The 25279-nt window shown below is 67.9% G+C and carries 23 protein-coding genes and 1 pseudogene; 9 read left to right on the forward strand and 15 right to left on the reverse strand.

Annotated elements, in window-relative coordinates; all coding sequences use genetic code 11:
* The 3 genes and pseudogenes from E8A12_RS07080 to radA all read right to left on the reverse strand — a co-directional run.
* A pseudogene (locus E8A12_RS07080) lies at positions 1–673 on the reverse strand (amidophosphoribosyltransferase); the annotation flags it as partial.
* A complete protein-coding gene (locus E8A12_RS07085) occupies positions 670–1302 on the reverse strand; it encodes a CvpA family protein (protein WP_293367216.1) in 633 nt (210 codons plus the stop codon). The gene E8A12_RS07085 and the pseudogene E8A12_RS07080, both read right to left, overlap by 4 nt.
* A complete protein-coding gene (gene radA, locus E8A12_RS07090) occupies positions 1293–2660 on the reverse strand; it encodes a DNA repair protein RadA (protein ID WP_293367217.1) in 1368 nt (455 codons plus the stop codon). The genes E8A12_RS07085 and radA overlap by 10 nt, the downstream gene beginning before the upstream one ends.
* Positions 2661–2800: 140 nt before the next feature.
* Here radA and E8A12_RS07095 point away from each other — a divergent pair, with 140 nt between their 5' ends.
* Positions 2801–3430 (forward strand): Yip1 family protein, encoded by a 630-nt coding sequence (locus tag E8A12_RS07095; RefSeq protein ID WP_293367218.1) that lies wholly within the window; start codon positions 2801–2803, stop codon positions 3428–3430.
* Here E8A12_RS07095 and alr read toward each other — a convergent pair.
* From alr to rpsF, 6 genes are all read right to left on the reverse strand, one after another.
* A complete protein-coding gene (alr, locus tag E8A12_RS07100; RefSeq protein WP_293367219.1) occupies positions 3427–4521 on the reverse strand; it encodes an alanine racemase in 1095 nt (364 codons plus the stop codon). The two genes, E8A12_RS07095 and alr, sit on opposite strands and share 4 nt — an antisense overlap.
* A 6-nt stretch (positions 4522–4527) precedes the next feature.
* Entirely contained in the window at positions 4528–6024 is a 1497-nt protein-coding gene (locus E8A12_RS07105) for a replicative DNA helicase (RefSeq protein ID WP_293367220.1), read from the reverse strand.
* 172 nt (positions 6025–6196) lie between these two features.
* Positions 6197–8644 carry a TonB-dependent receptor gene (locus E8A12_RS07110; RefSeq protein ID WP_293367221.1) on the reverse strand — a complete coding sequence of 816 codons (2448 nt, stop codon included), beginning with the start codon at positions 8642–8644 and terminating at the stop codon, positions 6197–6199.
* A 195-nt stretch (positions 8645–8839) separates the two neighbouring features.
* Positions 8840–9427, reverse strand: a complete 588-nt coding sequence (rplI, locus tag E8A12_RS07115) for a 50S ribosomal protein L9 (protein WP_293367222.1) — start codon at positions 9425–9427, stop codon at positions 8840–8842.
* 13 nt (positions 9428–9440) lie between these two features.
* The gene (gene rpsR, locus E8A12_RS07120; protein ID WP_293367223.1) at positions 9441–9722 is read right to left on the reverse strand and encodes a 30S ribosomal protein S18; all 282 of its coding nucleotides are present in this window, start codon (positions 9720–9722) and stop codon (positions 9441–9443) included.
* Positions 9722–10096, reverse strand: a complete 375-nt coding sequence (rpsF, locus tag E8A12_RS07125; RefSeq protein WP_293367224.1) for a 30S ribosomal protein S6 — start codon at positions 10094–10096, stop codon at positions 9722–9724. Before rpsF ends, rpsR begins: the two co-directional genes overlap by 1 nt.
* A gap of 237 nt (positions 10097–10333) precedes the next feature.
* Here rpsF and E8A12_RS07130 point away from each other — a divergent pair, with 237 nt between their 5' ends.
* Entirely contained in the window at positions 10334–10861 is a 528-nt protein-coding gene (locus E8A12_RS07130; protein WP_293367225.1) for a DUF2059 domain-containing protein, read from the forward strand.
* Between the two features lie 18 nt (positions 10862–10879).
* Here E8A12_RS07130 and E8A12_RS07135 read toward each other — a convergent pair whose 3' ends face one another.
* From E8A12_RS07135 to E8A12_RS07160, 6 genes are all read right to left on the reverse strand, one after another.
* Complete coding sequence (locus E8A12_RS07135) at positions 10880–11425, reverse strand: peroxiredoxin (RefSeq protein WP_293367226.1); 546 nt, start codon at positions 11423–11425, stop codon at positions 10880–10882.
* A gap of 72 nt (positions 11426–11497) precedes the next feature.
* Complete coding sequence (locus tag E8A12_RS07140; RefSeq protein WP_293367227.1) at positions 11498–12523, reverse strand: DUF4402 domain-containing protein; 1026 nt, start codon at positions 12521–12523, stop codon at positions 11498–11500.
* An 88-nt stretch (positions 12524–12611) separates the two neighbouring features.
* Entirely contained in the window at positions 12612–15611 is a 3000-nt protein-coding gene (locus E8A12_RS07145; RefSeq protein ID WP_293367228.1) for a hypothetical protein, read from the reverse strand.
* A 13-nt stretch (positions 15612–15624) separates the two neighbouring features.
* The gene (locus E8A12_RS07150) at positions 15625–16554 is read right to left on the reverse strand and encodes a hypothetical protein (RefSeq protein WP_293367229.1); all 930 of its coding nucleotides are present in this window, start codon (positions 16552–16554) and stop codon (positions 15625–15627) included.
* A gap of 323 nt (positions 16555–16877) precedes the next feature.
* Positions 16878–17402: a DUF4402 domain-containing protein gene (locus E8A12_RS07155; RefSeq protein ID WP_293367230.1), complete on the reverse strand. Its 525-nt coding sequence runs from the start codon at positions 17400–17402 to the stop codon at positions 16878–16880.
* 419 nt (positions 17403–17821) lie between these two features.
* On the reverse strand, positions 17822–18901 hold the full coding sequence (locus tag E8A12_RS07160; RefSeq protein WP_293367231.1) for a zinc-binding dehydrogenase: 1080 nt from the start codon (positions 18899–18901) through the stop codon (positions 17822–17824).
* Positions 18902–19009: 108 nt separating this feature from the next.
* Between E8A12_RS07160 and fabD the strand changes: the two genes are divergently transcribed.
* The 7 genes from fabD (at position 19010) to gmk (ending at position 25048) form a co-directional block, all read left to right on the forward strand.
* Positions 19010–19954 (forward strand): ACP S-malonyltransferase, encoded by a 945-nt coding sequence (gene fabD, locus E8A12_RS07165; RefSeq protein WP_293367232.1) that lies wholly within the window; start codon positions 19010–19012, stop codon positions 19952–19954.
* A gap of 10 nt (positions 19955–19964) precedes the next feature.
* On the forward strand, positions 19965–20705 hold the full coding sequence (gene fabG / locus E8A12_RS07170) for a 3-oxoacyl-[acyl-carrier-protein] reductase (RefSeq protein ID WP_293367233.1): 741 nt from the start codon (positions 19965–19967) through the stop codon (positions 20703–20705).
* Positions 20706–20843: 138 nt separating this feature from the next.
* Positions 20844–21083, forward strand: coding sequence for an acyl carrier protein (locus tag E8A12_RS07175; protein WP_293367234.1), 240 nt, complete (start codon positions 20844–20846; stop codon positions 21081–21083).
* Positions 21084–21171: 88 nt separating this feature from the next.
* A complete protein-coding gene (fabF, locus tag E8A12_RS07180; protein ID WP_293367235.1) occupies positions 21172–22464 on the forward strand; it encodes a beta-ketoacyl-ACP synthase II in 1293 nt (430 codons plus the stop codon).
* Positions 22461–23504, forward strand: coding sequence for an endolytic transglycosylase MltG (gene mltG / locus E8A12_RS07185; RefSeq protein WP_293367236.1), 1044 nt, complete (start codon positions 22461–22463; stop codon positions 23502–23504). The genes fabF and mltG overlap by 4 nt, the downstream gene beginning before the upstream one ends.
* Positions 23501–24382 (forward strand): YicC/YloC family endoribonuclease, encoded by an 882-nt coding sequence (locus E8A12_RS07190; RefSeq protein WP_293367237.1) that lies wholly within the window; start codon positions 23501–23503, stop codon positions 24380–24382. The genes mltG and E8A12_RS07190 overlap by 4 nt, the downstream gene beginning before the upstream one ends.
* A gap of 72 nt (positions 24383–24454) precedes the next feature.
* Positions 24455–25048 carry a guanylate kinase gene (gene gmk / locus E8A12_RS07195; RefSeq protein ID WP_293367238.1) on the forward strand — a complete coding sequence of 198 codons (594 nt, stop codon included), beginning with the start codon at positions 24455–24457 and terminating at the stop codon, positions 25046–25048.
* Positions 25049–25279 lie beyond the last annotated feature (231 nt).

Here is a 25279-nt window from a genome sequence, read left to right on the forward strand (position 1 = left end):
CGCCGATGATGTCCAGTGCGCAGGTCTCGGAGGCGAGGATCGCTTTGCCATCCAGGTCCCCCAGCACCAGCGGCCGGATGCCCAAGGGGTCGCGCACCCCGATCAGCTTCTTGTTGGTGAGCGCCACCAGGGCGTAGCCGCCCTCGATCTGCGACAGGGCATCGATGAAACGGTCGACGAAGCGGGCTTTCCGCGACCGCGCGATCAGGTGGAGTATCACCTCCGAGTCCGAGGTGGATTGGAAGATCACACCATTGGCCACCAGCTGTTCGCGGAGCGTCAGGAAGTTGGTCAGGTTGCCGTTGTGGGCCAGGGCCACGCCGCCGGCTTCCATGTCGGCGAACATCGGCTGGACGTTGCGGATCACCGAGCCGCCGGCCGTGGAATAGCGGGTGTGGCCGATGGCGAAGCGGCCAGGGAGGCGTTCGGTCAGGTCCGCGCCGCCAAACGCTTCGCCCACATGGCCCATATGCCGCTCGGTGTGGAACCGCTGGCCGTCGAAACAGGCGATGCCGCAGGCCTCCTGGCCGCGGTGCTGCAGGGCGTGCAGGCCAACCGCCGTCAGACCGGCCGCCTCGTGGGTGTCAAAGACGCCGAACACGCCGCATTCGAGACGCGGCGAGTCATCGAGCGGGTCCCTGTAGGGTGGCGACCATCGCTCGTCCGAGTTCATCGGGATTTCTCCACCAAGTCTTCGATCTCGCTGCGCTGCCGCGCGTCGTAGCCTTCTGACTTCAATCTGTCATCAACGGCGTTGTGTTTGGCGGTATGCCAGGCCTTGTCGAAGGCCGGTTTCAGCCGTCCGGCGATGTCCATGCCCCTGGGCGCCATGGCGGTAAGGAGGCGCCCCATGTTCTGCGCCAGCGGCCAGGTGGTCGAGCCCACGATCCAGTGCGGCTGCAGGTCCTTGGGCGTGGCGGCGTTGAACATCAGGTTGAGCGCGCCCAGCACGAGGAGGCCGCGCCCAAGGCCGAGCGCCAGGCCCAGGCTGCGGTCCAGAACGCCCATGAACTCGGCTTCCTGGAGATGGCGCACAATGATGGCGCCGACCATCCGGATCAGCAGGTAGACGATCACGAACACGCCCACGAGGGCCGCGGTCGTGCCCAGCCAGTCCGGGTGGATGAGCCGCCGGGCGAATGGGGCGGTCTCATGCAGGCCGAACACCGCCACGGCGGCCGCGGCCGCCAGGGCGAACAGCGAGACGATCTCGAGCATGGCGCCGCGCGCGAAGCCGATCGCCGCCGAGATCGCCAGCAGCACCAGGACGATGACGTCGAACTGGGTGAAGCCTAGTCCCACGACGCGTCTCCGATGCGGCGGACGACGTCGGTCAGGCGCGCGGCGCCGGTGGTGGCCATCGCGCCGGCCCCGTCCATCTCGGCCGGACCCAGCGCGCGTCGGAAGCCCAGCTTGGCGGCCTCCTTCAGACGGCTTTCCATGCGGCTGACCGAACGGACCTCGCCCGACAGGCTGATCTCGCCGAACACCACGCAGTCCTGGGGCAGGGCCTGGTCGAGGGCCGAGGAGGCCAGCGCCGCCGCCGCCGCCAGGTCGGCTGCCGGCTCGGTGATGCGCAGGCCGCCGGCGACGTTCAGGTAGACGTCGCGGTCGCCGAGGCTGAGACCGCAGCGCGCCTCCAGAACCGCCAGCACCATGGCCAGCCGCCCGGAATCCCAGCCCACGACCGCGCGGCGAGGTGTCCCATAGGCGCTGGGCGCCACCAGGGCCTGGAATTCCACCAGCACCGGTCGCGAGCCCTCGATGCCGGCGAACACCGCCGCGCCGGCCGCTCGCTCACCCGAGGTGTTGAGGAACAGCGCCGAGGGGTTCTTCACCTCGGCCAGGCCGGCGTCGCCCATCTCGAAGACGCCGATTTCATCGGTGGCGCCGAAGCGGTTCTTGGCGCCGCGCAGGATGCGGAACGGATAGCCGCGCTCGCCCTCGAAGGAGAGCACCGCATCGACCATGTGCTCGATCACCCGGGGCCCGGCGATAGTCCCCTCCTTGGTGACGTGGCCCACCAGGACAATGGCGACCCCACGGCTCTTGGCCAGGCGCACGAGTTCGCCGGCGGCGGCGCGGACCTGGGTGACGGAGCCGGGCCCGGCTTCGTGGGCGTCGCTCCATAGCGTCTGGATCGAGTCGATCACCACCAGGTCGAAGGCTTCGCGCTTCAGGCCGTCGGAGATGGCGCGCAGCGCGGTCTCGGCCGCCAGCTTCACCGGCGCGTCGCCAAGGCCCATCCGCTGGGCCCGCGCGCGCACCTGCTCCACGGCCTCCTCGCCGGAGATGTAGGCGCAGCGGGCGCCGCGCAGGGCCGCCTGGGCGGCGACCTGCAACAGGAGGGTGGACTTGCCGACTCCGGGGTCGCCGCCCAGCAGTATCGCCGAGCCCGGCACGACGCCGCCGCCGCAGACCCGGTCGAACTCATCGACGCCGGTGGCGATCCGCGGCGGCGCGGGGGTCTGGTCGGCCAACCCTTCGAAGGCCAGTCCGCGCATTTTGCTGGTTTTCGACGGAGCCATGGCGCCGGGTGGCCGGGCCTGCAGTTCCTCGACCAGGGTGTTCCACCCGGCGCACGCCGGGCATTGGCCGGCCCACTTGGTCTGGACGGCCCCACAGGACTGACAGGCATAGACGGCGCCGTCGCGGGCCATGGACCTTGGAAGCTCCTGATTCGATTTGGCGTTCAGTCTAGCCGACCTGTCGCCGCCGTCCGCCTGCGCACATTTCTCAGGCGTTGCCGCCGCGCGCCGTTGGGCTAGGCTGCAGATGGGCAGGCAGGGAGAGGGTTGCAATGAGCGACGTGGGACCGAAGGCGCCGACGGACAGCCTGATCGGGCGCATCCTCAACCTGCTGCTGCACCCGCAGGAGACCTGGGACGTCATCGACGCCGAGGACGCGACCATCGAGGGGCTCTACCGGACCTGGGTGCTGCCCCTGGCCGCGATCCCCGCGGTGGGTCACGCCATCGGCCTGTTCTCATTCCATGGCGTCGAGCTGTTCGGCATCCACATGGGTCCGCCGGGCGTCGTCTCGATCCTCGGCGACGCCATCGCCAGCTACGCCCTGACGCTGATCGCGGTCTATCTCCTGGCCGTACTGATCGACCAGTTCGCCCCGCAGTTCGGGGGCGAGCGGAGCCGCATCCAGGCGTTCAAGGTCGCGGCCTATGCAGGGACGGCGTCCTGGATCGCGGGCGTCTTCATGCTGCTGCCCACCGTCGGGGGCCTCTTCGCCCTGCTGGGCGCGCTCTACAGCCTCTATCTGCTGTATCTCGGCCTGCCGAAGCTGATGCGCTCCGACCCGGCGCTCACCTTGAACTACTTCGGCCTGACGGTGCTGATGGCGGTGATCATGGCGATCGTCATCGGCTCGGTGACCAGCCGGGTGATCGGCTATGGCGGGCCGATCCACATCGACTAGGCCTCGCCCACGTAGACCCGTTCGGCGCGGCGGCTGAGGCGCACCAGGATCTCGTGCGCCACGGTGCCGCCCGCGGCGGCCAGATCGTCGAGCAAGCTGTTGGAGCCCAGCAGTTCGACCGGATCGCCCATTTCCGCACAAGTGTCGCCCAGTTCGATCACCAGGATGTCCATGTTGATGATCAGGATGCGCCGCGGCGCGCCGGCGAACCAGGCGTGGGCCGCGCCCCGGGCGGCGCGGATGACGCCGTCGGTATAGCCGGCGGCGACCACAGCGACACGCGTGGGCGTTTCGATCCGCACGCTGTCGCCGTAGCCGACCACGTCGCCCGGTCGCAGGTTCCGAACGTCGAGGATCGGGGCGGTGAGGGCGGCGACGGCGCGCAGGCGCGCATCGGGCCGTTCCAGGGCCCCGCCGCCGAACAGGCTGATGCCCGGGCGCACGAGATCGAAGCGGTAGTCGGCGCCGAGGAAGATACCCGCCGAAGCCGACAGGCTCGCCCGGGCCCGCGGGAAATGAGCCTTGGCGTCAAGAAAGCTCGACAACTGTCTGGCGTTGCGGGGATTATCAGGCTCCGCGGCCGAGCCCAGGTGGCTCATCACCAAGTTCACCTCCAACCCGCGCAGGCGATCCAGCGACTGGACGACGGCGCGGGTCTCCTCGGCGGTGAGGCCCTGGCGGCTCATGCCGGTGTCGATGTTCAGCGCGACGGGAAGCGAGCGTCCGTCCCGGGTGGCCTGGGCTGTCGCGAGCGCGATCTGCGACAGGCTGCAGAGCACCGGCGTCAGGCCAGCGGCGGCCAGGCGGGCCGCCGATCCCTCGGTCATCCCGTCGAGCACATAGATCGTCGCCGGACGGTCCGGCGTCAGCGCCGCGCGCAGGGCCTCCCCCTCGGACGCTCGTGCGACGAAGAAACGGCGCGCGCCCTCGGCCCACAGCCGGCGGCCCACTGGCCCTGCGCCCAGGCCGTAGGCGTCGGACTTCAGGACCGGCGCAACCTCCGCGCCATTCACCTGCGCGCACAACACGGCATGGTTATGCGCCAGGGCGTCCAGGTCGATGGTCAGCCGCGCGGCGGCTGTGTCAGCCATCGCCAGCTAGTGGGCGTCGTAGCGGCTGTGGTCGCGCGCCAGGTTGCCGAACTTGGTCAGGTCTTCGTTGTAGGAGAGCTTCACGTTGCCGATCGGGCCGTGGCGCTGCTTGCCGATGATGATGTCGGCCTGGCCACGGACCTGATCCATGTTCTCCTGCCACTTGAAGTGCTCTTCGGTGCCTTCGCGCGGCTCCAGGCGGCTCAGGTAATAGGCCTCGCGGTAGATGAACATTACCATGTCGGCGTCCTGTTCGATGGAGCCGGATTCGCGCAGGTCGGAGAGCTGCGGCTTCTTGTCCTCGCGGTTCTCGACCTGGCGGGAGAGCTGGGCCAGCGCGATCACCGGGATCGAAAGCTCCTTGGCCAGAGACTTGAGGCTCTGGGTGATCATCGAGACTTCCTGCACACGGTTGTCGTTGCGGCCCATGCCGTCTCCGCCGGTGATCAGCTGCAGGTAGTCGACGATCAGAAGGTCGAGCCCGACCATCCGTTTCAGCCGCCGCGCCCGGGCGGCGAGCTTGGCCATTGAGATGCCGCCGGTGGCGTCGATGTAGAGCGGCGCCTCCTGGATCTCGAGCGCGGCGTCGCGCACGCGGCCGAACTCCGAGGCGTCAATCTCACCCTTGCGCAGGCGGTCGCCGGAGACGCCGGAAGCTTCCGCCAGCAGGCGCATGGCCAGCTGCTCGGCGGCCATTTCCAGCGAGAAGAAGGCCACTACCCCGCCACGCACGGTCTTCTTCGAGCCGTCCGGCTGAGGCTCCCAGGCGTAGTTGCGGGCCACGTCGAAGGCGATGTTGCAGGCCAGCGACGACTTTCCCATCGACGGGCGCGCGGCGATGATCACCAGGTCGGAGGGGTGCAGGCCGCCGATCTTCGAGTCGAGGTCGATCAGGCCCGTCGAGAGGCCCGCCAGGCCCCCGTCGCGGCTATGGGCTTCGGCGGCCATGGTCACAGCGCCATGCAGGGCGTCGGCGAAGGTCACAAAGCCCTGGGAAATGCTGCCGGTCTCGGCAAGGCTGTAGAGCTGCTGCTCGGCGGCCTCGATCTGATCGCGGGCTGAGAGCTCAGCGTCGCCCTGGGCTGCGACGGCGGCGATGTCGCCGCCGATGCGGATCAGGTCGCGGCGCAGCGCCAGGTCGTAGATCGCCCGCGCATAGTCTGGGGCGTTGGCCGCCGGCGGGGCGCGGTCGACGAGGTCGGCCAGATAGCGGACGCCGCCCAGCTCCTCGAAGCCTACGTCGCGGGCGAACTGCTCGGCCATCAGGATCGGTTCGGCGAGCTGGCCTTTGCGGATATGGCTCTCGATGGCGGCGAACAGTCGCTGGTGGAACGGCTCGAAGAAGTGCCGCGCCTGCAGTGAATCGCCGATTCGCTCGAAGGCGGCGTTGTCGTAGAGCAGGGCGCCCAGCAGGGCCTGCTCGGCCTCCACATTGGCCGGGGCGTGAGCGATGGGCGGATCGTTGGGCACGGTGCGCAGGTCGAGGGCGGGGACGAGGGCCATGGCTTACCGATAGCCTAACGCCGCGCCGCCAATCACTGCGACATCGCGGCTCGTCCACACAATAGATTGAACCCTGTGGACAGCTTTGCCGTGCCAGGCCCACGAAAAAGGCGGGCTGGAATACCAGCCCGCCTGATCCGTCTCGAGCCTGACGCCAGCGCGTCAGTTCAACTCACCATTGGACGCTGATGCGCCCGTAGACGAACCGGCCGTTGAACCCAAACGGCGAGAACGAAGTGAAGGGCGCCGCGCCCGTGGTGTTCAGCGAGGGCGTGATCTGCCGCGGATAGACGTCGAACAGATTGTCGGCGCCCAACGCCAGCGTGACGTCGCGGGGCAGGGTGTAGCGGCCTTCCAGGTCCCAGAGACTGCGCTGGCCGGTATGGACGTCCTGGCTGCCGTCGAGGGCGGTGCCGGGGGAGATCACGTCGCCGTAGAAGGTCGAGCGCAGCGTTCCGCCCCAGGGACCTTTGGACCAATCAGTCTGCAGCGTGACCTTGTAGGGCGGCGTCCCGTCTTCGTAGCGGATCATGTTCTGACGGGCGAAGAGCGACATCGGGACCGGGAGGAGCTGCGCGGGTGTCACCGGCGTCTTGGTGATCTTGATGTCGTTGGTGTTCGCCGAGGCGAGGAAGCTGAAGTCGCCCAGATTGTCGGTCGGCAGACGGTAGCTGACCGAATAGTCGATCCCTTGTGTGCGCGTATCGACCCCGTTCGTGAAGATGCGGGCCGCCGAGGCGCCGAAGGGCTGCAGGAGGTTGAAGATGGCGAGCGCGTCGCTGCCCGCCGCCCCTGTCGCACTGCCGGTGAGGGTCTCCGACAGAACGATCTTGTTGTTGATGTCGATCTGATAGGCGTCCACCGACACTTCCAGGTGGTCGTGGTGGTAGACCAGACCCAGGGAGTAGTTCTTCGACTTCTCGGGCTCAAGCGGCTGGCCGCCCAGCGCCTTGCCGGTCGCGCTGGTCGCCGGGAAGGTCCCGGTGTCATACGGGATCCCGTTGATGAACAGGATCGAGGTCGAGGTGAAGTACTCCTGCTGCAGGCTGGGCGCGCGGAAGCCGCTCTCGGCGCTGCCGCGGAAGGCGAATTCCGGAGTCACGTCGATGCGCCCGGCGAGCTTGCCGGAGGTGGCGTCGCCAAAGTCGGAGTAATGCTCCTGGCGGATCGCGGCCGAACCCGTGAACCAGCTGGTCAGCTTGTCTTCCAGGGCGACGTAGGCGCCAACGTTGGTCCGGCTCTTGTCGACGACATTGTCCGGGGTGAAGCCGGAGAAGCCGCGCGAACCCAGCGCCAGCTGCGGATCGACGGTGCCGCGCTCATAGGAACCCGGATCACCGGCGCCGATCTTGAACTGCTCATCGCGCGCCTCCAGGCCAAAGGCCACGTTCAGCGGCCCGGCGGCGCCGATCTCGAAGTCACGGCTGAAGTCGGCGTTGCCGACTGTCTGATCGTAGGTCATCTGGCCCGCGTAGAAGGAGTGCGGAGATGTCGGACCCAGGGACGGATTCAAGGTGTCCTCGACCCCGTACTTCAGATTGTTCCAGCCGTAGTCGATGCTGAAGGTTGACTTCCAGCCGTCGATTTCGCCCTTGAGCGCCCCGCCGATGCTGAGGTCGTTCGAGTGGGTGTTGATCAGCGGCAGATAGCCGTTGGGATAGACCGACGGGATGTTCTGGGTGGCGTCGTTGGCGGCGCGGAAGGTGGCCGCGGTCTCGGAGTGGCGTTCCTGACCGCCGCCCCAGGCCTTCAGCTCCCAGCCGTCGCCCAGGGGCTTGCCGGCGTTGAAGTAGATGGTCGGCTCCTGCACGGAGCCATCTCCGAAGCGAGAGTCGATGACCTTGGGGGTGAACCGCGGGTCCAGGTCGCTGCGGTTGGTCGAGTCCTGGTTGCGGTATTCCGCCGAGACGGTCAGAAAGCCGTCGGCCCCCAGCTTGAAGCCCTGCCAGCCCGAGACGGTCGTGGTGGCGCCGTCGGTAATGTTGCGGGCGCCCGCGTTGAAGAACTTCGGGCTGGTGACGTACTCCCCGAAGGTCGCCTCCGCGCCGCCGCCATGATCGGCCTCGCGCAGGCCGATGTTGATGACGCCGGCGATGGCGTCGGAGCCGTAGATGGCCGAGGCGCCATCGCGCAGCACCTCGATGCGGTCGATGGCGATCTCGGGGATGGTGTTCAGGTCGACGGCGGCCGAGCCGCGTCCCACCGAGCCGTTGAGGTTCACCAGGGCCGAGGTGTGGGCGCGCACGCCGTTGATCAGCACCAGGGTCTCGTCGGGGTCCTGGCCGCGCAGGGTCAGCGGGCGGACGGAGTCGGTGCCGTCGGTGTTGGACGGCCGGGGAAAGTCGAGAGAGGGGACCGTGGCGGCCAGCGCGGCCGCCAGCTCCGTCGAGCCGCGCTTCTGCAGGGCCTGGGCCGTCACCACATCGACCGGCGCCAGGGTCTCAAGGCGCGACACCGGCGCCGCGCGGCTGCCGGTGACCACCAGCTCATCGACGTCGCCGCCAGCGGCGGCGGCCGGCGCGGCCGCGGCGGTGATGGCGGCCTTTGACTGCGCCAGCGCACCCGTGGCGGCGAGGCTGACAGCCGAAACTGCAGCGAACAGAATTATGCGAGATTTCATGGTTTTATCCCCGAAAGTTGGCCGCAGGCTCAACTCGTCCTGGCCGAGCGGGGATAGCTAATGTGTGTCGCGCCGATGCAAATGACTTTTTGGCCACACTGCACAAAAAAGGGCGCGGAGATGTCCTCCGCGCCCCATTGATGTGGCGAGGGTGTGGCCCGCAGGCCTCGCCCTCAGCCCGGCTTGAACGCCGGATCAGTCCTGAACGTAGTTGCCTTCGATCGAACCTGCGCCGCCTTCGAGCAGGTCGGCCTGGGCTTCTTCGGTGGCGATGCGATCTTCTTCGAACTGGGTGTCGATGATGTTCTCGCCGCGCGCCTGCCGCTCAGCCTCGTCCTGCGAACGGGCGATGTTGAGGGTGACGGTGACGGTGACCTCGGCGTGCAAGCGGATCTTCACCTCGTGCATGCCCAGGGTCTTGATCGGCTTGTCGAGCACAACCATCGCACGGTCGACCTTGGATACGCCCTCGGCGTTCACCGCGTCGGCCACATCGCGGCCGGCCACGGAACCGTAGAGCTGGCCGCTTTCGCCCGCCTGGCGGATCAGGATGTAGGAGGTCCCGTCCAGCTTTTCGCCGGACTGGCCCGCCGCTTCCTTGGCCTTGGCGTTGCGCGCCTCAATTTCGGAGCGCTGGCCTTCGAAGACCTTCATGTTCGCGTTGTTGGCGCGCAGCGCCTTGGCGCGGGGCAGCAGGAAGTTGCGGGCGTACCCGTCCTTCACCGTGACCACATCGCCGAGGGCGCCCTTGCCTTCGACACGTTCGAGCAGAATGACTTTCATGTGCCTGGCTCCCTTACTTCACGACGTAGGGGAGGAGAGCGAGGAAGCGGGCGCGCTTGATCGCCTTGGCGAGTTCACGCTGCTTCTTCGCCGACACCGCGGTGATGCGCGAGGGCACGATCTTGCCGCGCTCGGAGACGTAGCGCTGCAGGAGCTTCACGTCCTTGTAGTCGATCTTCGGCGCGTTGGCGCCGGAGAACGGGCACACCTTGCGGCGACGGAAGAACGGACGGCGCGCGCCGCCCGAGGCGCCGCCAGCGGCGGGGGCTTCGTCAATGGTGGTTTCGTCGGTCATCAGAAGGCTCCTTCCTTGGCCGGGAAGTCATCGCGGCGTTCGCGGTCGCGATCGCGGCGGGCGAGGATCGGGGAGAGCTCCAGCTCCAGCTCTTCGACGCGCACGGTCAGGTAGCGCAGTACGTCTTCGTTGATGGACAGCTGGCGTTCCATCTCCTGCACCGCGGCGGCGGGCGCGTCGATGGCCAGCAGGGAGTAGTGACCCTTGCGATTCTTCTTGATCCGGTAGGTCAGGTTGCGAAGGCCCCAGTACTCGATCTTGGCGACGTTTCCGCCGCCTTCTTCGATCAGATGCTTCAGGGTGTCGTTGAGGGCTTCGGCCTGTTGCGGCGAAATATCCTGCCGCGAAATGACAACGTGCTCGTAGAGCGCCATAGGTTCCTTCTTCCGCTGGGAGGGCGGCGCGACCGGCGGCGGAAGGCCCGCGGGTCGTGATGGATCTCTGGCGCGGCGGCCGGGAGTTTCCCGAACCCTTTGGTGTTCCGCGAGAGACCGCTCTCCGTGAAGAGGCGGGCTGATAGGGGAAAAACGCCCACGAAGCAAGCGCATACGGCTTGTCAGACGCCCTCGCGGCGAGCAGCTTCGCAGGCGCTGACCTGAAGGGGAGCCCACATGCTGTCGATCCGCCGCGCCATTGCTTGCCTCGCCGCCGCCACCGCCATCGTCGCCGCCACGCCGGCCTTTTGCGCGGACCCGGCGCCCAGCCCGCACAGCCTTGAACTGGCCAACAAGCTGTTCACCGACATGCACATGGACCAGATGATGGATGGCATGATGCGTCAGATGACGCCGATGATGATGGAGCAGGCCCGCAAGGCGAACCCCAACCTGACCGCCGATCAGGCCCAGGCGGTCACCGAGGCGGTCACCGAATCCATGCAAGGCCTGATGCGCAAGCTGCAGGCGCGGATGATCCCGCTCTACGCCTCGACCTTCACGGAGAAGGAGCTGCAGGACGTCGTCAACTTCTACGACGGCCCCAGCGGCCAGGCGATGCTGGCGAAGATGCCGGTGCTGATGTCCAAGCTGGGTCCGACCATGGCGGAGCTCACGCCAGAACTGACCGCCGACATCCAGCAGCGCCTGTGCAGCAAGATCGACTGCAGCAAGATGAACGCGCCGCCCCGGCCCAAGACCTGAGCGGCGCAGACCGGGGTCCTATTTCTTCAGCGCCTTCACCGCGGCCAGCGTCTTGTTGACGTGGTCGGAGGGGTCCATGGCCGAATAGACGTCGGCGATCGTCCCGTTCTTGGCGATCACATAGGAGGTGCGGCTCGACCAGTCGGGCTTCTTGGCCAGGATCGAGTCATATTGCTTGGCGATAACCGCGCCCGGGTCGGAGGCCACCGGGAACTTGCCGCCGCAGTGTTCGGTCTCTTTCGAGAAGTCGGCGAGTTGCTCGACGTTGCCGGCGGTCACCCCGATGACGGTGGCGTGCTCGGCCTTGAACTGATCGATGGCCTCGGAGAACAGGTGGGCCTCGATGTTGCAGCCCTGGGTGTGCGCGGCGGGGAAGAAATAGACCACCACGGGACCCTTCTTCAGGGCGTCGGCCAGCTTGTAGTTGAACTGCTGGCCGGCCAGGAAGGCGGGGGCCGAGAAATCGGGGGCCTTGTCGCCGACCTTCAGCTCGGCGGCGGCGGAGGTGGCCAGGACCGCGGCGGCGAAGCTTCCGGCGACGGCGGCGGCAATCAGTTTCTTCATGGTGATCTCCCCTCGGGTTGGGTGGCTTTCTACATCGGCGCGGACAGATTGTCGCGGCCAGCTTCCGCCGCGTCAATTGTAGGCGACCGTCACCGTGAAACTGCCGCTGTAGTCGCCATTCGGCGTGGTCGAACTGATCGGCGCCGAGCCGCCCACCCCGAAAGTGAACGAGCCTGCCGAGCCCAGGCTTCCGCTCAGCAGGGGTGTGCCGGTGACTGAGCTTGATGTGGTCACCGTCATGCTCTGCGGCCCCGACATCACGAAGCTGGCGGGCACGGTCACGCTGAACGCCTGGCCCCCTTCGCCGGAGACGTTGAAGGCCGCGCGGCTGGGGACAGGGCTCGCAAAGGTCGCCACGCCGTTGGAGCTGGACCGGGCGCCGGTGCTCGGGTCGATCACCACCGTGCCGGATCCGGTCGGGGGCGTGGCCACGCGCCCGAACACCAGATCCGAGAGCTTTGAGATGGCGATCGAGCGGATGATCGTCGCCAGGAACCGTCCCGTGGCGCTGGAGGTGACGTTCGTCGTGGCCTCCGTCATGTTGACGCTGAAGTCCGCCTCGGCGAGGCCGGTCGGCAGGCCAGAGTCATCGCCGGCCACGCCCATATCGGCGCCGACGAAGAAGGTCTTCGAGGAATTGGGCCCTATGGGGGCGATGGTGAAGCTCGCCGCGCTGCCGCCGGGAGGGCCGGGGCCCCCAGCGAGCACGGCGGTCCCCATGGTGAAGGCTATGCGGGTCAGCGCGCGCGCGCGTCCGCTGGGTGCGCCGGCCGACGCCAGGGCGACGGTGACGTTCTTGGCGCAGTCGCCGGTCACGGCGGGCGTGCAACTGATGGTCACGACGGCGTGGGTGGACGCGCTGGACGAGCGGGTCGCCGAGCCGGAGATCGATGTCACCGCGCCGGTGCTCGGATCCACCCGGAAGACCGTGTCGCCCGACGCCGCGGACGTCACCACGCCGAGATCGACGTTGGGAGAAACCTGGACGGTGTAGCTGGAGGCCGCCTGGGCGGCGAAAGCCAGCCCCTGGATCGCCAGGGCCAGCGACAGCGCCTGGGCGCTCCGCCAAATCCACCCTGGCGCGAAGAGCCTGATCATCACCACTGCCGAACGCGTACGCCCCACTCCGAAAGATTCTCACTTTAGCCGCAACGTTCCCCCGAGCCCAGCAAAGGCCGTATCGGGACTAACCAGGGGGTTTCGCGTCGCTGTCGGCGCGCGGCTCGAACTCGACGTCGGCGTTGGCGTCGGGCGTGATCGAGCCATCCGGCTTGATCGTCACCGTCACCGGCGCCAGCAGATGCATACGCAGGCGCGCCGCCTGGTCCTTGTCGAGCTCCAGGTGGTAGGTCCCCGCAGGCAGGTCCTGGAAGTTCGCCGAGCCGTCGAACTCGGTGACGCCCTCGTAGGCCAGGCCTTTGTCGTCCACCAGGCGCACGCGGGTGGCGGACAGGCCGACGCGCTGCTGGTCCGGCCGCCGCAGCTTGACGTTGACCATCACCTCGCCGGTCGGGCGCATCGGGTATTCCACCTGGGTCACGCCGCCCGGTCGGGGGACGAACTCGATGACGGTCGGAGGCGTCTTCACCGACTGGTTCTCGATCTGGCCGATGCTGACGATCAGGCGCGCGGTCGGACCCGCGCCGAAGCCGCTGATATATGCGTTGCCCTGCGCATCGGTCGTCGTCTTGTATTCTCCGCCTTCGATGGTCACGCCCTGCACCGGGCGTTCGCCGGGATCGAACTTGCCGTTGCCGTTGGCGTCCAGGAAGGCGTGGAAGATCACCGAACCGCCGGCGCCCGGGCCCGAGCGGGTCAGCTCGTAGCCATGCGCTTGCGGGTTGTAGCCGAGGCCGAAGTTCATCTGGGCGCCGAACCGCCAGGTGTTCTGATTGGTGTCGTATTGGCCGGTGAACGCCAGGTCGCCGAACTTGGTCTTGGTGGTGCTGCCGGCGACCAGTGAAAGGTCCTTCGGCGCGTCCAGTCGCTCTGTCGCTCCGAAGCGCAGCGACCAGGTGTTGGAGATCGGCCGGTCCACCACCACCTCCAGTCCGCTGATCCGGAAGTCGGGCACCGCCTCGTAGTCCAGCGTGGCTCGGACCTGCCACTTGTAGGCCCGGAAGGTGGAAATCCCGAGGAAGCCTCGCAGGACATCGTCGACCTGGCCGGTGGCGGCGGTGGTCCGGTCGTATTCGAAGCCGGTGGAGTAGAGGATGCTGCCCAGGGAGGCCGATCCGCGGACCTGCCCGATCCAGGCGTCGCCGCCATCGGCATAGACGTCGCGCAGAGCCCGCACCGACAGCGGGATGACCTGGTTCCCGAAGCGGAAATTCTGATCCACATCCAGCTCGGTGCGGCTGGTCACCGGCCGATCGATGTCGGCCTCGGAATTGTTCTCGTCCAGCAGGCCGCCGCGGTACTCAGACTGGCGCAGCACCGTGTTGGCGCCGAAGAGCCGCCCGGCGATGTCCACCGAGACACCCTCGCCGCCGCGGTTGTCGCCGGCAATGTCGACCTCGGCGGCGACTCCGGCGATCGAAGTGTGCAGGCCGCCGGTGATAAGGTCGCGCTGCACGCCGAGCTGGTCGGTGTAGATCGCCCCGCCGATGGTGGCCGTCAGGTACTGGGTCACGCCGTAGTTCACGTCGGTCACCAGCCGCGCTTTGCCCGTCGTGCGGTCCACCACGAACGGATTGACGTCGCTTATCCGCAGCAGGGGCTCGTTCTGGTCGACAGCGCCGAACTCAAACGTGACCTGCCCCGGGCGGAGCAGTCCGCCACTGGCGTTGATGACCCGGGTTTCCTCGCTCCGCTGGCCGCGCGGGCCGTAGGTCACGATCCGGATGACGTTGATCCCCTGGGTGAGGGGTACGCTCAGGAACTCGTACTGGCCGTTCACCGCCTGCTGCTGCGCGCCCTGCAGCACGTCGTTGACGTAGAGCTCGACGTCGTCGCCGATCGGAAGCTCGCCGCGCAGGTCGATGCGGTTGAAGACGTTGGTCTGGTCGAGCGGCACGGTGGAGAGCGCAAAGCCGCGTCCGCCCAGGCTGCGTGGACCGATCGAAAGGCCCGGCGTGAAGACGTCGCCGATGCTGACATCGCGCGCATGCAGCGGGCCTAAGAGATCGCCATCCAGCGACCGCTTCTCCAGGAGAATGCGGCTGGAGGTCAGCCGGCCGTTCTGATCGGAGCCGAAATAGGCCTGCAGGCCTGCGTAGAGCAGATCGCCGCCCAGGCGGATGTCGTACTGGGCCTGACCCTTGGGCGCGGTGGTCTGCGCGCCGAGATTGAGGGACACGTCGAAGGATGGCGGCGTGAAGAGTTTGTAGGGGGTGTCGACACGCATCACCGGCGTGCTGGCCTTGGGGCCCCCTTCGCGCAGGCGCGAAAGGCGCGACAGTCGGCTCTGGATCGGCAGCAGCTCCGTGGCGCCGATCTTCATCTGCAGGCTCGCGGCGTCGACGGTGAAGGTCAGCGGCAGGAGCTTGGCGAGCACCGAGGCGCGCACGTAGATTTCGCCCGGATCGACGGCGATGTCGCCGGGCTTCAGCGCAACCGAGACCGGCCCGATCCGCGCACTGTTGGTGGGGAGGTCGATCAGCAGGGCGCGGCGCGCCTCGCCGATGGCGCCGGTGATGCGGCCATCGGTCGGACTGACGTCCACGTCGAGCTCGAGCAGCCGGCTGAGCTCGCCGACCGGCAACAGGGGATCGTCAGGCGACCCATAGGCGGTCAGGCCGTCGGTGAGCGTCAGGTTGTCCAGCTGGACCAGCAGGAGCAGCAGGGTCTGGGGATCGGGCGTCGGGAAGCGCGGGTCGATCGCCAGCACCCGTTCCGTGCTTCGGCCGCTCTGCGCCGGCGCGCCGCCGACCAGAAGGCTTCCGATGCGATCGCCACCCCCGTTGGCGGCCGCAGGCGAGGGCGCGACAGCGGGCCTCGCCGACACCGGCGCAACGGCCGGCGACGTATTGGCCTGAGCCATGCGCGTCGGAACTGCGGGGGCCAGACGCGTCACCGCGTGCGGCGGCGCGCCCCTGACCAGGAAGCGCGCGATAGCCTCGCCGCCGGTGGTCGGGTCGAGCGCCGGGCCCCGCGCGCCAAGCAGGATCCCCGCCAGCGCGTCGGGGTCTGGTGTGCTGGCGAAGGCGGGCCCCACGGCGCAGACCTGCGCTGCAGCGGTCGCCAACAGTGCAGCGCGGCTAAAGCGTGAGTTTCGCAAGGACTTTTCCCGGCGATGTGTCGTCGTCGGTGAAAGTCACCTCCAGGTGCTCCCCCTGCGCCGGGGCCCGGGTCAGGGGAATTCGGATCGAGCGACGATCGATCTCGGTATAGACCCCGACGCCGCGCGAGGCGCCGAGCACGGGGCTCTTGGGCTGACCCGCCGTGCGGATTTCGAAGTTGCCGAACAGGGAATTGGCGCCGGTACGCACCAGGTCAAGGCTGAGGGTCGGGGTCGGGGCGTTCTTGGGCCCGTTGAGCTGTTCGAAGGTGATCCGGGCGTTTTCGATCTGGGCGCGGACATCCGGGTCGTTCAGCCGCACGATCGCCGGGATGCTGAGGCCCAAGAGGGCGTTGATCTGGAAACTCAGCTGGTTCGCCGGCCGGTTCTCCGCCGCCGCTTCGGCCGTCGTGCCGGTGTCGCGCGGGGGCAGGGTGGCGATGGTGAGGTGGCTGCGCAGTTCGACAACGCCCGGATCTGTCGGCGCGGCGATGACGCGTAGCCGCACCGTCTGGCCCTGGCCCGGATTCAGGGTGACGCGCCGCGGCGAGATTTGCAGGATGCCCTGGGCCGACTGCACGCGGTCGGCGAAGGCCTTGGTTTCGGGTTTCGCCTGGGCGTCGGTGATCGGCAGGATCTGGCCATCGGGGAGCATCACGCGATCCACGAGCGAGATGTCGAAGGTCCCGGGCGCTGTGCCCTGGTTGAACACGAAGACGGTCGCCGAGCGGTGGCTGCGGTCGAAGGTCACCCGCTTGGGCGAGATGTTGAGGTTGGCGCCGCTGGCCTGGGTTGAAACCACGGGCGCGGCGCGGGCGGGCGTGGGCGTCGCCACAGGCTGAGCGGGAGCCCCGCTGGCTCCCAGCGTCGCCAGGAACATCAGCGCGGTCAGCACGATATAGCGTTTCATGAATGTGACGCCGGTACGGGGCGGAGGCCAGGCAGGCGAAGCGCGGAAGCGCGGGCACTATCCATCGGCTACAGCCCCGCTCGCAAGGTGTGTTCCGGCCGCAGGTCCGTGCGACGGATCGTCCTGCCGCCCGGCGCTCAGGATTGAGCTTCGGCGAGTCACAAGCTTGGCCTTACAGAGTTAACGACCCCTTTGTCGGCCGTCTGGGTCCAGCACCCGGACCAGGGCGGCGGCGCAAACAAGATTGGCCGCCCGTGCGGGGCGGCCAGGCTTGTCTTCTGCCGTCGGCCTCCGGGACGCCGGAGACGCCATCCGCGCAAAGCTTAGTTGTAGTTGACCGTGACCGTCAGGGTCCCGGTATAGGGCTGGGCGGTGGTGGTCGAGCTGATGTCGAACTGTCCGCCGAAGCTGAGCTGTTGCGTGCCGTTCGCCGGCACCGTGCCCAGAGTCCCGGTCGACGCCACCGGCGTGGTCGCCGAGATGTTGGTCAGGCCGGCCTGAGCGAACGTCAGGCTCTGGGTGGTCGTGTAGGTGATCGCCGCGACGGTCACGAGGTTGAATTTCGCCGCGCTGGTGGGGCTGGAGACCAGGGCCGCATCGCCCGTGCCGCCGGACGCGATGGTCACCGTGCCGTCAGCCGCCGCCAATTGCACGGTGTTGCTGCCGGACGACGGGCGGGTCACGGTGCCGAACGCCATGTCCTGCGTCTTGGTCAAGGTTGTGGGCGACACCACGGTGACGCTGGCGTTGGCTGTGGTCTGAACGCTGCCGGAAGCGAGCGCGCTTCCAGCGAGCGCGGAGAGGGCGACGATCGAGCCGGCCGCGAGCAGGGCGTTACGAATGGTCATGAAAATCCCCCATTAGGCGTCGGAGCTGCGTCCGCGCTTCAAGCTTAACTGGTTATTAAGCATACCCATTAAAACCGCGTTATCTATGTGTCAAGGCGAAGCAAAGACGCCCAATTTGCCGATAACCGCGTAGGTTGTAATAGTGTTAATTGACGGTGTTCGCTGTCATCCAAGTCAAGCGAAAGCTGGCAACCTGTGCGATCGCCTTTTTCCCCTCAGAAGGGAATACCCCAGTGTTTGAGTGACGAGTCAGGCGCTTCCTGGAACCTGAATTATCGTTAACGGCCTCGTCGTTAACCATTGTACGGCCAAACGTGACCGTTGGATGCAGGCGCAGGCCTTGGGCCCTGAGAGGGCGGGCGCCGCGGGCTGTCGTCGATTGCGACAATCTGCCCCTGCCGGGGCCGCTAGCTGCGGCGTCAGGACGCGGGCTCGACCAGGATCTTCACGTGCGCCTCCGGGTCGCCCAGCGCCGTGAAGGCCTGCGCGACGCCGACCAGGCCGACGCGGCCGGTGACCAGGCCGGAAACGTCGACCACGCCCTCGGCGATACTTCGCAGGGTCCCGGCGAACTCCTCGGGCGTGTAGCCGAAGACGAAGGTCAGCTCGATCTCCTTGGTGATCGCGATCGAGGGCTCGATGCTGTCGGTCTCCATGCAGACGCCGGCGACGACGATCTGGGCGCCGGCGGGCGCAGCCTCGATCAGGCTCTGGACGACACCGGGCGCGCCGACGCATTCGAAGATCACTGGACGCCCGAAGCTCCCGCCCATCATGCGGATCATTTGCTGGGCGGCGCGGGTTTTGGGCACGCCCAGGGCTTCCCATCGCTCGTGCGGCGACTGCGTCGCCGGATCGAGCACGACATCGGCGCCCAGTTTCTCCGCGGCTGCGCGGCGCCGCGGCGAGAAGTCCGCCGCGATCACCGGACCGTGGCCCGCCGCCTTCAAGGCCGCGATGACCGCCAGGCCGACGGGCCCGCAGCCGACCACCAGAGCCACGGAGTTGTCGTCCATGCGCGCCTTGGCCACCGCATGGAAACCGACGGCGAAGGGCTCGGTAAGCGCCGCGTGCTCGGTGGCGAGGCCGTTGGGCACTTCCAGGATCAGCGCCTCGCTGAGGATCATCCGTTCGGCGAAGCCGCCAGGCAGGCGGTTGGAGAAGCCCAGCATCTCCGCGCCGGTGGCGGTCAGGGTGGCCGGTACGCTGACCACTCGGGTCCCGGCCTTCAGCGTCTTGGGCGATCCCGGGCCGTGGTCGAGGATCTCGGCGCAGAATTCGTGGCCGAAGACGGTATCGGCGCTGGGATCGAAACCGTTGTCGCCCCCGCCGCCGCGGCGGCCGAGTTCGATCATGTGCTCCATGTGGCGGAGGGCATGCAGGTCGGAACCGCAGATGCCGCAGGCCAGTGTCTTGACCAGCACCTGTCCGGCCGCCGGCTCCAGCTCGGAGATCTCGTCGCAGACCAGCTGCTTGTTGCGCCGCACCACCGCCCGCATCGCGCTCGTCCCTGAACTTCGCCGCCTTGCCGGGGCTTTCCTTATTCCGTAACCCTCGCCGCTCGGAATCGATAGAGCCCCCGATCCTAAGCCTTCGGAGCCAACCGCATGAGCCTCGCTTTCCTCTTTCCCGGCCAGGGCAGCCAGGTCGTGGGCATGGGCGCCGACCTCGCCGAGGCGTTCGGCGCGGCCCGCGAGGTCTTCCAGGAGGTTGACGACGCGTTGGGGCAGAAGCTCTTCAAGTTGATGCGTGAAGGTCCCGAGGACCAACTCACCCTCACCGAAAACGCCCAGCCGGCGCTGATGGCTGTGAGCCTGGCGGTCATGCGCACCTTGGAGAAGGAATTCGGCGTCGGCGTCGACAAGGCGGCTTTCGTGGCCGGCCACAGCCTGGGCGAATATTCGGCGCTGGCGGCCGCCGGCGCGATCAGCCTGGCCGAGACCGCCCGCCTCCTGAAGCTGCGCGGTCAGGCGATGCAACGGGCCGTGCCGGTGGGTGAGGGCGCCATGGCCTCGCTCATCGGACCCAAGGCGGACGTGGCGTTGGCGGAAGAGGCGGCCGCGGCGGGCTCGACGGTCGGGGTCTGCGTGGTGGCCAACGACAACAACGCCGGCAATGTGGTGATCTCCGGCGCCAAGGCGGCCGTGGATCTGGCAATCGAGAAGGCCAAGGAGCTGGGCGCCCGCGCGATCCTGCTGAACGTCTCCGCGCCCTTCCATTGCCCGCTGATGCAACCGGCGGCCGATGAGATGGCCGCGGCCCTGGCGACGGCCACCATCCTGGCGCCGCGCGCCGCCATCGTAACCAACGTCACGGCGCGCCCGACCCTCGACCCGGAGCTGATCCGCGGCCTGCTGGTCGATCAGGTGACCGGGCGGGTCCGCTGGCGGGAGAGCATGACTTGGCTGGCCGGCGAGGGCGGCGTCACCCGCTTCGCCGAGGCCGGCGCCGGCAAGGTGCTGTCGGGCATGGCCAAGCGGATCGCCCCGGACGCCGAGGCGGTCCCGCTGAATGGCCCTGCCGACCTCGAAGCCTTCGCCAAGAGCCTCTAAGGGAGCCCCCATGTTCGACCTGACCGGCAAGACCGCCCTTGTCACCGGCGCCACCGGCGGCATCGGCGCGGCCATCGCCCAGGCCCTGCACGACCAGGGCGCCTATGTCGTGCTCTCGGGCACCCGCGAGGGTGTGTTGCAGGAAAAGGCGGCGGCGTTCGGAGAGCGGGTTTCGGCCGTGCCGGCCAACCTCTCTGATCCGACCGCCGTCGATGGCCTCGTGGAGGCCGCTGAGGCCGCCGCCGGGACGCCGCTCGACATCCTGGTGGCCAACGCCGGCATCACCAAGGACGGCCTCTTGCTGCGGATGAAGGACGACGACTGGACCGAGGTCCTGAAGGTCAACCTGGAGAGCTATTTCCGGCTGAGCCGCGCCGCCGCCAAAGGCATGATGCGCCGGCGTCACGGCCGGATCATCGGGATCACCTCGGTGGTCGGGGTCACCGGCAACCCTGGCCAGGCCAACTACGCCGCCTCCAAAGCCGGCATGATCGGCTTCTCCAAGGCCCTGGCCGCCGAGGTCGCCACGCGGGGAATCACCGTCAACTGCGTGGCGCCCGGCTTCATCGAAAGTCCGATGACCGACGCCCTGACAGACGCCCAGAAGGCCCAGATCATGACGACTATCCCCGCGGGCCGGCTGGGCGCCGGCGCCGACGTGGCCGCGGCCTGCGTCTTCCTCGCTTCGGTTGAGGCGGCCTATATGACGGGACAGACCCTGCACGTGAACGGCGGGATGGCGATGATCTAGGAGAGGTGATTTGAAGGCCTCGCCTTCCCACATGGGAACATGCTAACGCCCGAATGACTCTTGGTGAGCCTGACCCTTGCGGTTGACTTCAAGGCCCGGCTCGCCGATGCAAAGCCTGAACTTAGAGGGACCTACCTAATGTCCGACGTCCTAGAACGCGTCCGCAAGATCGTCATCGAGCACCTGGACGCCGATCCGGAGAAGGTGACCGAGAAGGCCAGCTTCATCGACGACTTGGGCGCCGACAGCCTCGACAACGTCGAGCTGGTCATGGCCTTCGAGGAAGAATTCGACATCGAAATTCCGGACGATGCGGCCGAGCACATCCAGACGGTGGGCGACGCGGTGAAGTTCATCCAAGAAAAGCTGGGCGCTTAAGCGCCTGATTCGGCTTAAGGTTTTCAGACCGCCGGGTCGGGGTTTCGCCCCGGCTCCGGCGGTCTTCCTTTGAGGACCGCTGATCGCCATGCGTCGAGTCGTCGTCACCGGTATCGGTCTGATCACCCCCCTGGGCCAAGGAACCGAGCTCACCTGGGCCAACATCCTGGCCGGCAAGTCCGGGATCGGCCGGGTCACCACCTTCGAGATGTCCGAGGAATATGCCTGCCGCGTGGCAGGCGAGGTTCCGCGGGTGGATGGACGTGGCGGCGGCGGAGCCGATATCCCGGGTTCTTTCGATCCCGATCAGACGCTTTCGACCCGGGACCAGCGCCGGGTGGACGACTTCATCCTCTACGCCATCGCCGCGGCCGACGGGGCGGTGAAGGATTCCGGGTGGCAGCCCGGCGAGGACGACATTGAGGGCCGTGAGCGCACCGGCGTCATGATCGGCTCGGGCATCGGCGGCCTGGCGACCATTGAACGCACCTCCATCGAGATGCACGAGAAGGGCCCCCGCCGGGTGAGCCCGTTCTTCATTCCGTCGGCCCTGATCAACCTGGCCAGCGGTCAGGTCTCGATCCGCTATGGGTTCAAGGGCCCGAACCACGCGGTGGTGACGGCCTGCGCCACCGGAGCCCACGCCATCGGCGATGCGGCGCGGCTGATCAAGTACGGCGACGCCGATGTGATGGTGGCCGGCGGCGCGGAGGCGGCGATTTGCCCGGTGGGCATGGCCGGCTTCATCGCGGCGCGCGCCATGTCGACCGGCTTCAACGACACGCCGGAGAAGGCCAGCCGCCCCTACGACAAGGACCGGGACGGCTTCGTCATGGGCGAGGGCGCGGGCGTCCTGGTGCTGGAAGAGTACGAACACGCCAAGGCGCGTGGCGCGAAGATCTATGCCGAGGTCGTGGGCTACGGCCTGGCCGGCGACGCCTATCACATCACCGCGCCCGCCGATGACGGCGACGGCGGCTTCCGCGCCATGCAGGCGGCGCTCAAGGACGCCGGCGTGAGCATGGCTGACATCGATTACATCAACGCCCATGGCACCTCGACGCCGCTCGGGGACGAGATCGAGTTGGGCGCGGTCACCCGTCTGTTGGGCGACGCAGCCTCAAAGGCGACGATGAGTTCAACCAAGTCGGCAACAGGCCACCTGCTCGGCGCGGCCGGGGCGATCGAGGCAGCGTTCTCGGTGCTGGCGATCCGCGACCAGATCGCCCCGCCGACCATCAATCTCGACAATCCGTCCGTTGAAACCGCCATCGACCTGGTGCCCCACAAGGCCAAGCCGATGAAGATCGACTACGCGCTGTCCAACTCCTTCGGGTTTGGCGGGACCAACGCGTCGGTGGTGTTCAAGAAGGTCTCGTGAGCCGCAGGCCCCGCTGGCGCAGGCCGGTCCGGACGGACCAGGGCATGTTCCGGACCTTCGGACGCGTGTTGGGCACGCTTTTCCTCATCGCGATCCTCGGCGGCGGCTGGGTGGTGTGGACCTACAGCGGCCCGGGTCCGACGGCGCGGCGGGACGGCGTCACCGACGTGATCCTTCCCAAGGGCGCGGGCGTCGGCCAGATCGCCGCGGACCTGACGGCCGCCGGCGTCATCGGCTCGCGGGAGATCTTCTATCTGGCCGCCAAGCTGGGCGGCTCCGGTCGTCACCTGAAGGCCGGCGAATATGAATTCAAGAGCGGCGCCTCCATGGCTGACGTCCTGGGCGACATCGCCGGCGGCAAGGTGGTGCGCCGCTTCGTGGTCGCGCCCGAGGGCTGGACCAGCGAGATGGTGGCCGACGCCGTGCGCGCCCAGCCGGTGCTGACCGGCGAGATCGAGACCCCGCCGGAAGGATCGATCCTGCCCGACGGCTATCAGATCCAGCGCGGTGAGGACCGCGGCGAGGTCATGGCCAAGATGATGGCCGCCCGCGACGCATTGCTGGCGCAGCTCTGGGCGGGCCGGGCCCCCGACCTGCCGCTGAAGACGCCGGAGGAAGCGGTGACGCTCGCCTCGATCGTCGAGAAGGAGACCGGTATCGCGGCCGAGCGGCCCAGGATCGCGGCGGTGTTCGAGAACCGCCTGCGCGCCGGGATCAAGCTGGAGAGCGACCCGACCATCATCTACGGGATCACCAAGGGCCGTCCGCTGGGCCGGGGGATCACCATGAAGGAGCTGGTCACGGCCACGCCCTACAACACCTACCGGATCGTGGGCCTGCCGCCGACGCCGATCGCCAATCCTGGCCGAGCGTCCCTGGCCGCCGTGCTCAATCCGCCGAAGTCCGACGAGATGTTCTTTGTCGCCGACGGCACCGGCGGGCACGTCTTCGCCTCGACCTTCGCCCAGCATCAGGCGAACGTGGCCAAATGGCGGGCCATCGAGCGCCAGCGCGCGGCGGCCGGAGGGACGGGCAAATGACCATCGGCGGCATGACCGGCTTCGGCCGCGCCGAAGGCGCCCTGGGAGCATGGAGCTGGGCTGTGGAGGCCCGCAGCGTCAACGGGCGCAACCTGGAAGTCCGCTTCCGCGGGCCGCCGGGCTTCGAGGGCTTGGAACGGGCGGCCCGGGAAGGCGCCCAGAGCCGGTTCCTACGGGGCCAGGTGACGATCGGCGTCCAGGCGAAGCGTTCCGACAGCGCCGGCGCGGTCAAGGTCAACATCGAACAGCTGGAGCACTACCTGAAAGCCGGCGGACCCTATGTGGCCACTGGCATGGTCGCGGTCCCTACCTTGGACGGGCTTCTCAGCCTCAAGGGCGTCATCGAGACCGCTGACGCCATCGACGATCCGGACGCCCAGGCGGCGGTGGAAGCGGCGATGGCAACCTCCATCGGCTTGGCGCTGGATGGCCTGGCGGCTGGGCGCGCAGAGGAGGGACGATCGCTCGAGGGCGTTCTGAACGCCCTGGTGGCCCGGATCGGCGACCTGACCGGCAACGCCTCGGCGCTGGCGGAAGGCCAGCCGGTGATCATCAAGGCCCGCTTCGAGAAGCGGCTTACCGAGCTCGCCGGCGAGGCGGCCAGCGAGGAGCGCATCCTGCAGGAGGCGGCCGCCATGGCGGTGAAGGCCGACGTGCAGGAGGAGCTGGATCGGCTGCGCGGGCATGTGGAGGCGGCGCGGGGCCTGCTAACCACCGATGGCGGCGTCGGCCGCAAGCTGGATTTCCTGACCCAGGAATTCATGCGCGAAGCCAACACCCTCTGCTCCAAGTCCGCCTCGGGCGCCTTGACCGCGGTCGGCCTGGACCTCAAAGCCACCATCGAGCAGTTCCGCGAGCAGGTGCAGAATGTGGAGTGATCCAGGGTGACCACCGCCGCAGACGACCACTCAAAGCCGTGGGAGACCGTGCGGCGCGGACTGCTGCTGCTGATGTCGAGCCCCGCCGGCGCCGGCAAGACCTCGTTGTCGCGCCGCCTGGTGGCCGACTACGCCGACATGGTGCTGTCGATCTCGGCGACGACGCGGCCGCCGCGGCCGGGCGAGGAGGAGGGACGGGAATATTTCTTCAAGACCCGTGAGGAGTTCCAGGCGCTGATCGACGCTGGCGAGCTGCTGGAATGGGCCGAGGTGAACGGCAACGGCTACGGCACGCCCAAGGCTCCGGTCATGGCGGCCTTGGAGGCCGGCAAGGACGTGCTCTTCGACATCGACTGGCAGGGCGCCCGGCAGGTGGCGGAGAAGACACCGCAGGACAGTGTCCGGGTCTTCGTCCTGCCGCCGTCGTGGTCGGACCTGTCACGGCGGCTGCACGCCCGCGCCCAGGACACCGAAGAGGTGATCAACCAGCGCCTGGCGCTGGGCCAGCGGGAGATCGCCCACTGGAGCGAGTACGACTACGTCATCGTCAACAAGGACTTCGACCGCGCCTACGCCGACCTGATCCATATCTACCGGTCGGAGCGGATGAAGCCGGGGCGCAATCCGTGGCTGCCGGATTTCGTCCGCGAACTGGCGGAGGAGTAGCCGCCCAAAGGGTCTGGCCTTGGCCGCGCGGCGATAGTTGGTCACTGTCTGCGCATGGACGATGCGCGCCATGACGCATCGCAGGGCAGGGGGAACGACGTGATCAAGGCCATCTTCTATGCGGCCGCGTTGAGCGCAGCCGCGGCTGCGTCGGCGCAGGCCCAGGCGCCGGACCCGACGGTCGCGCACGCCGACTACGCCAATCCGGCGCTCTGGCTCTGCCGTCCGGAC

The organism is Phenylobacterium sp. (genome assembly GCF_004799395.1).
Classification (GTDB): Bacteria; Pseudomonadota; Alphaproteobacteria; order Caulobacterales; family Caulobacteraceae; genus Phenylobacterium.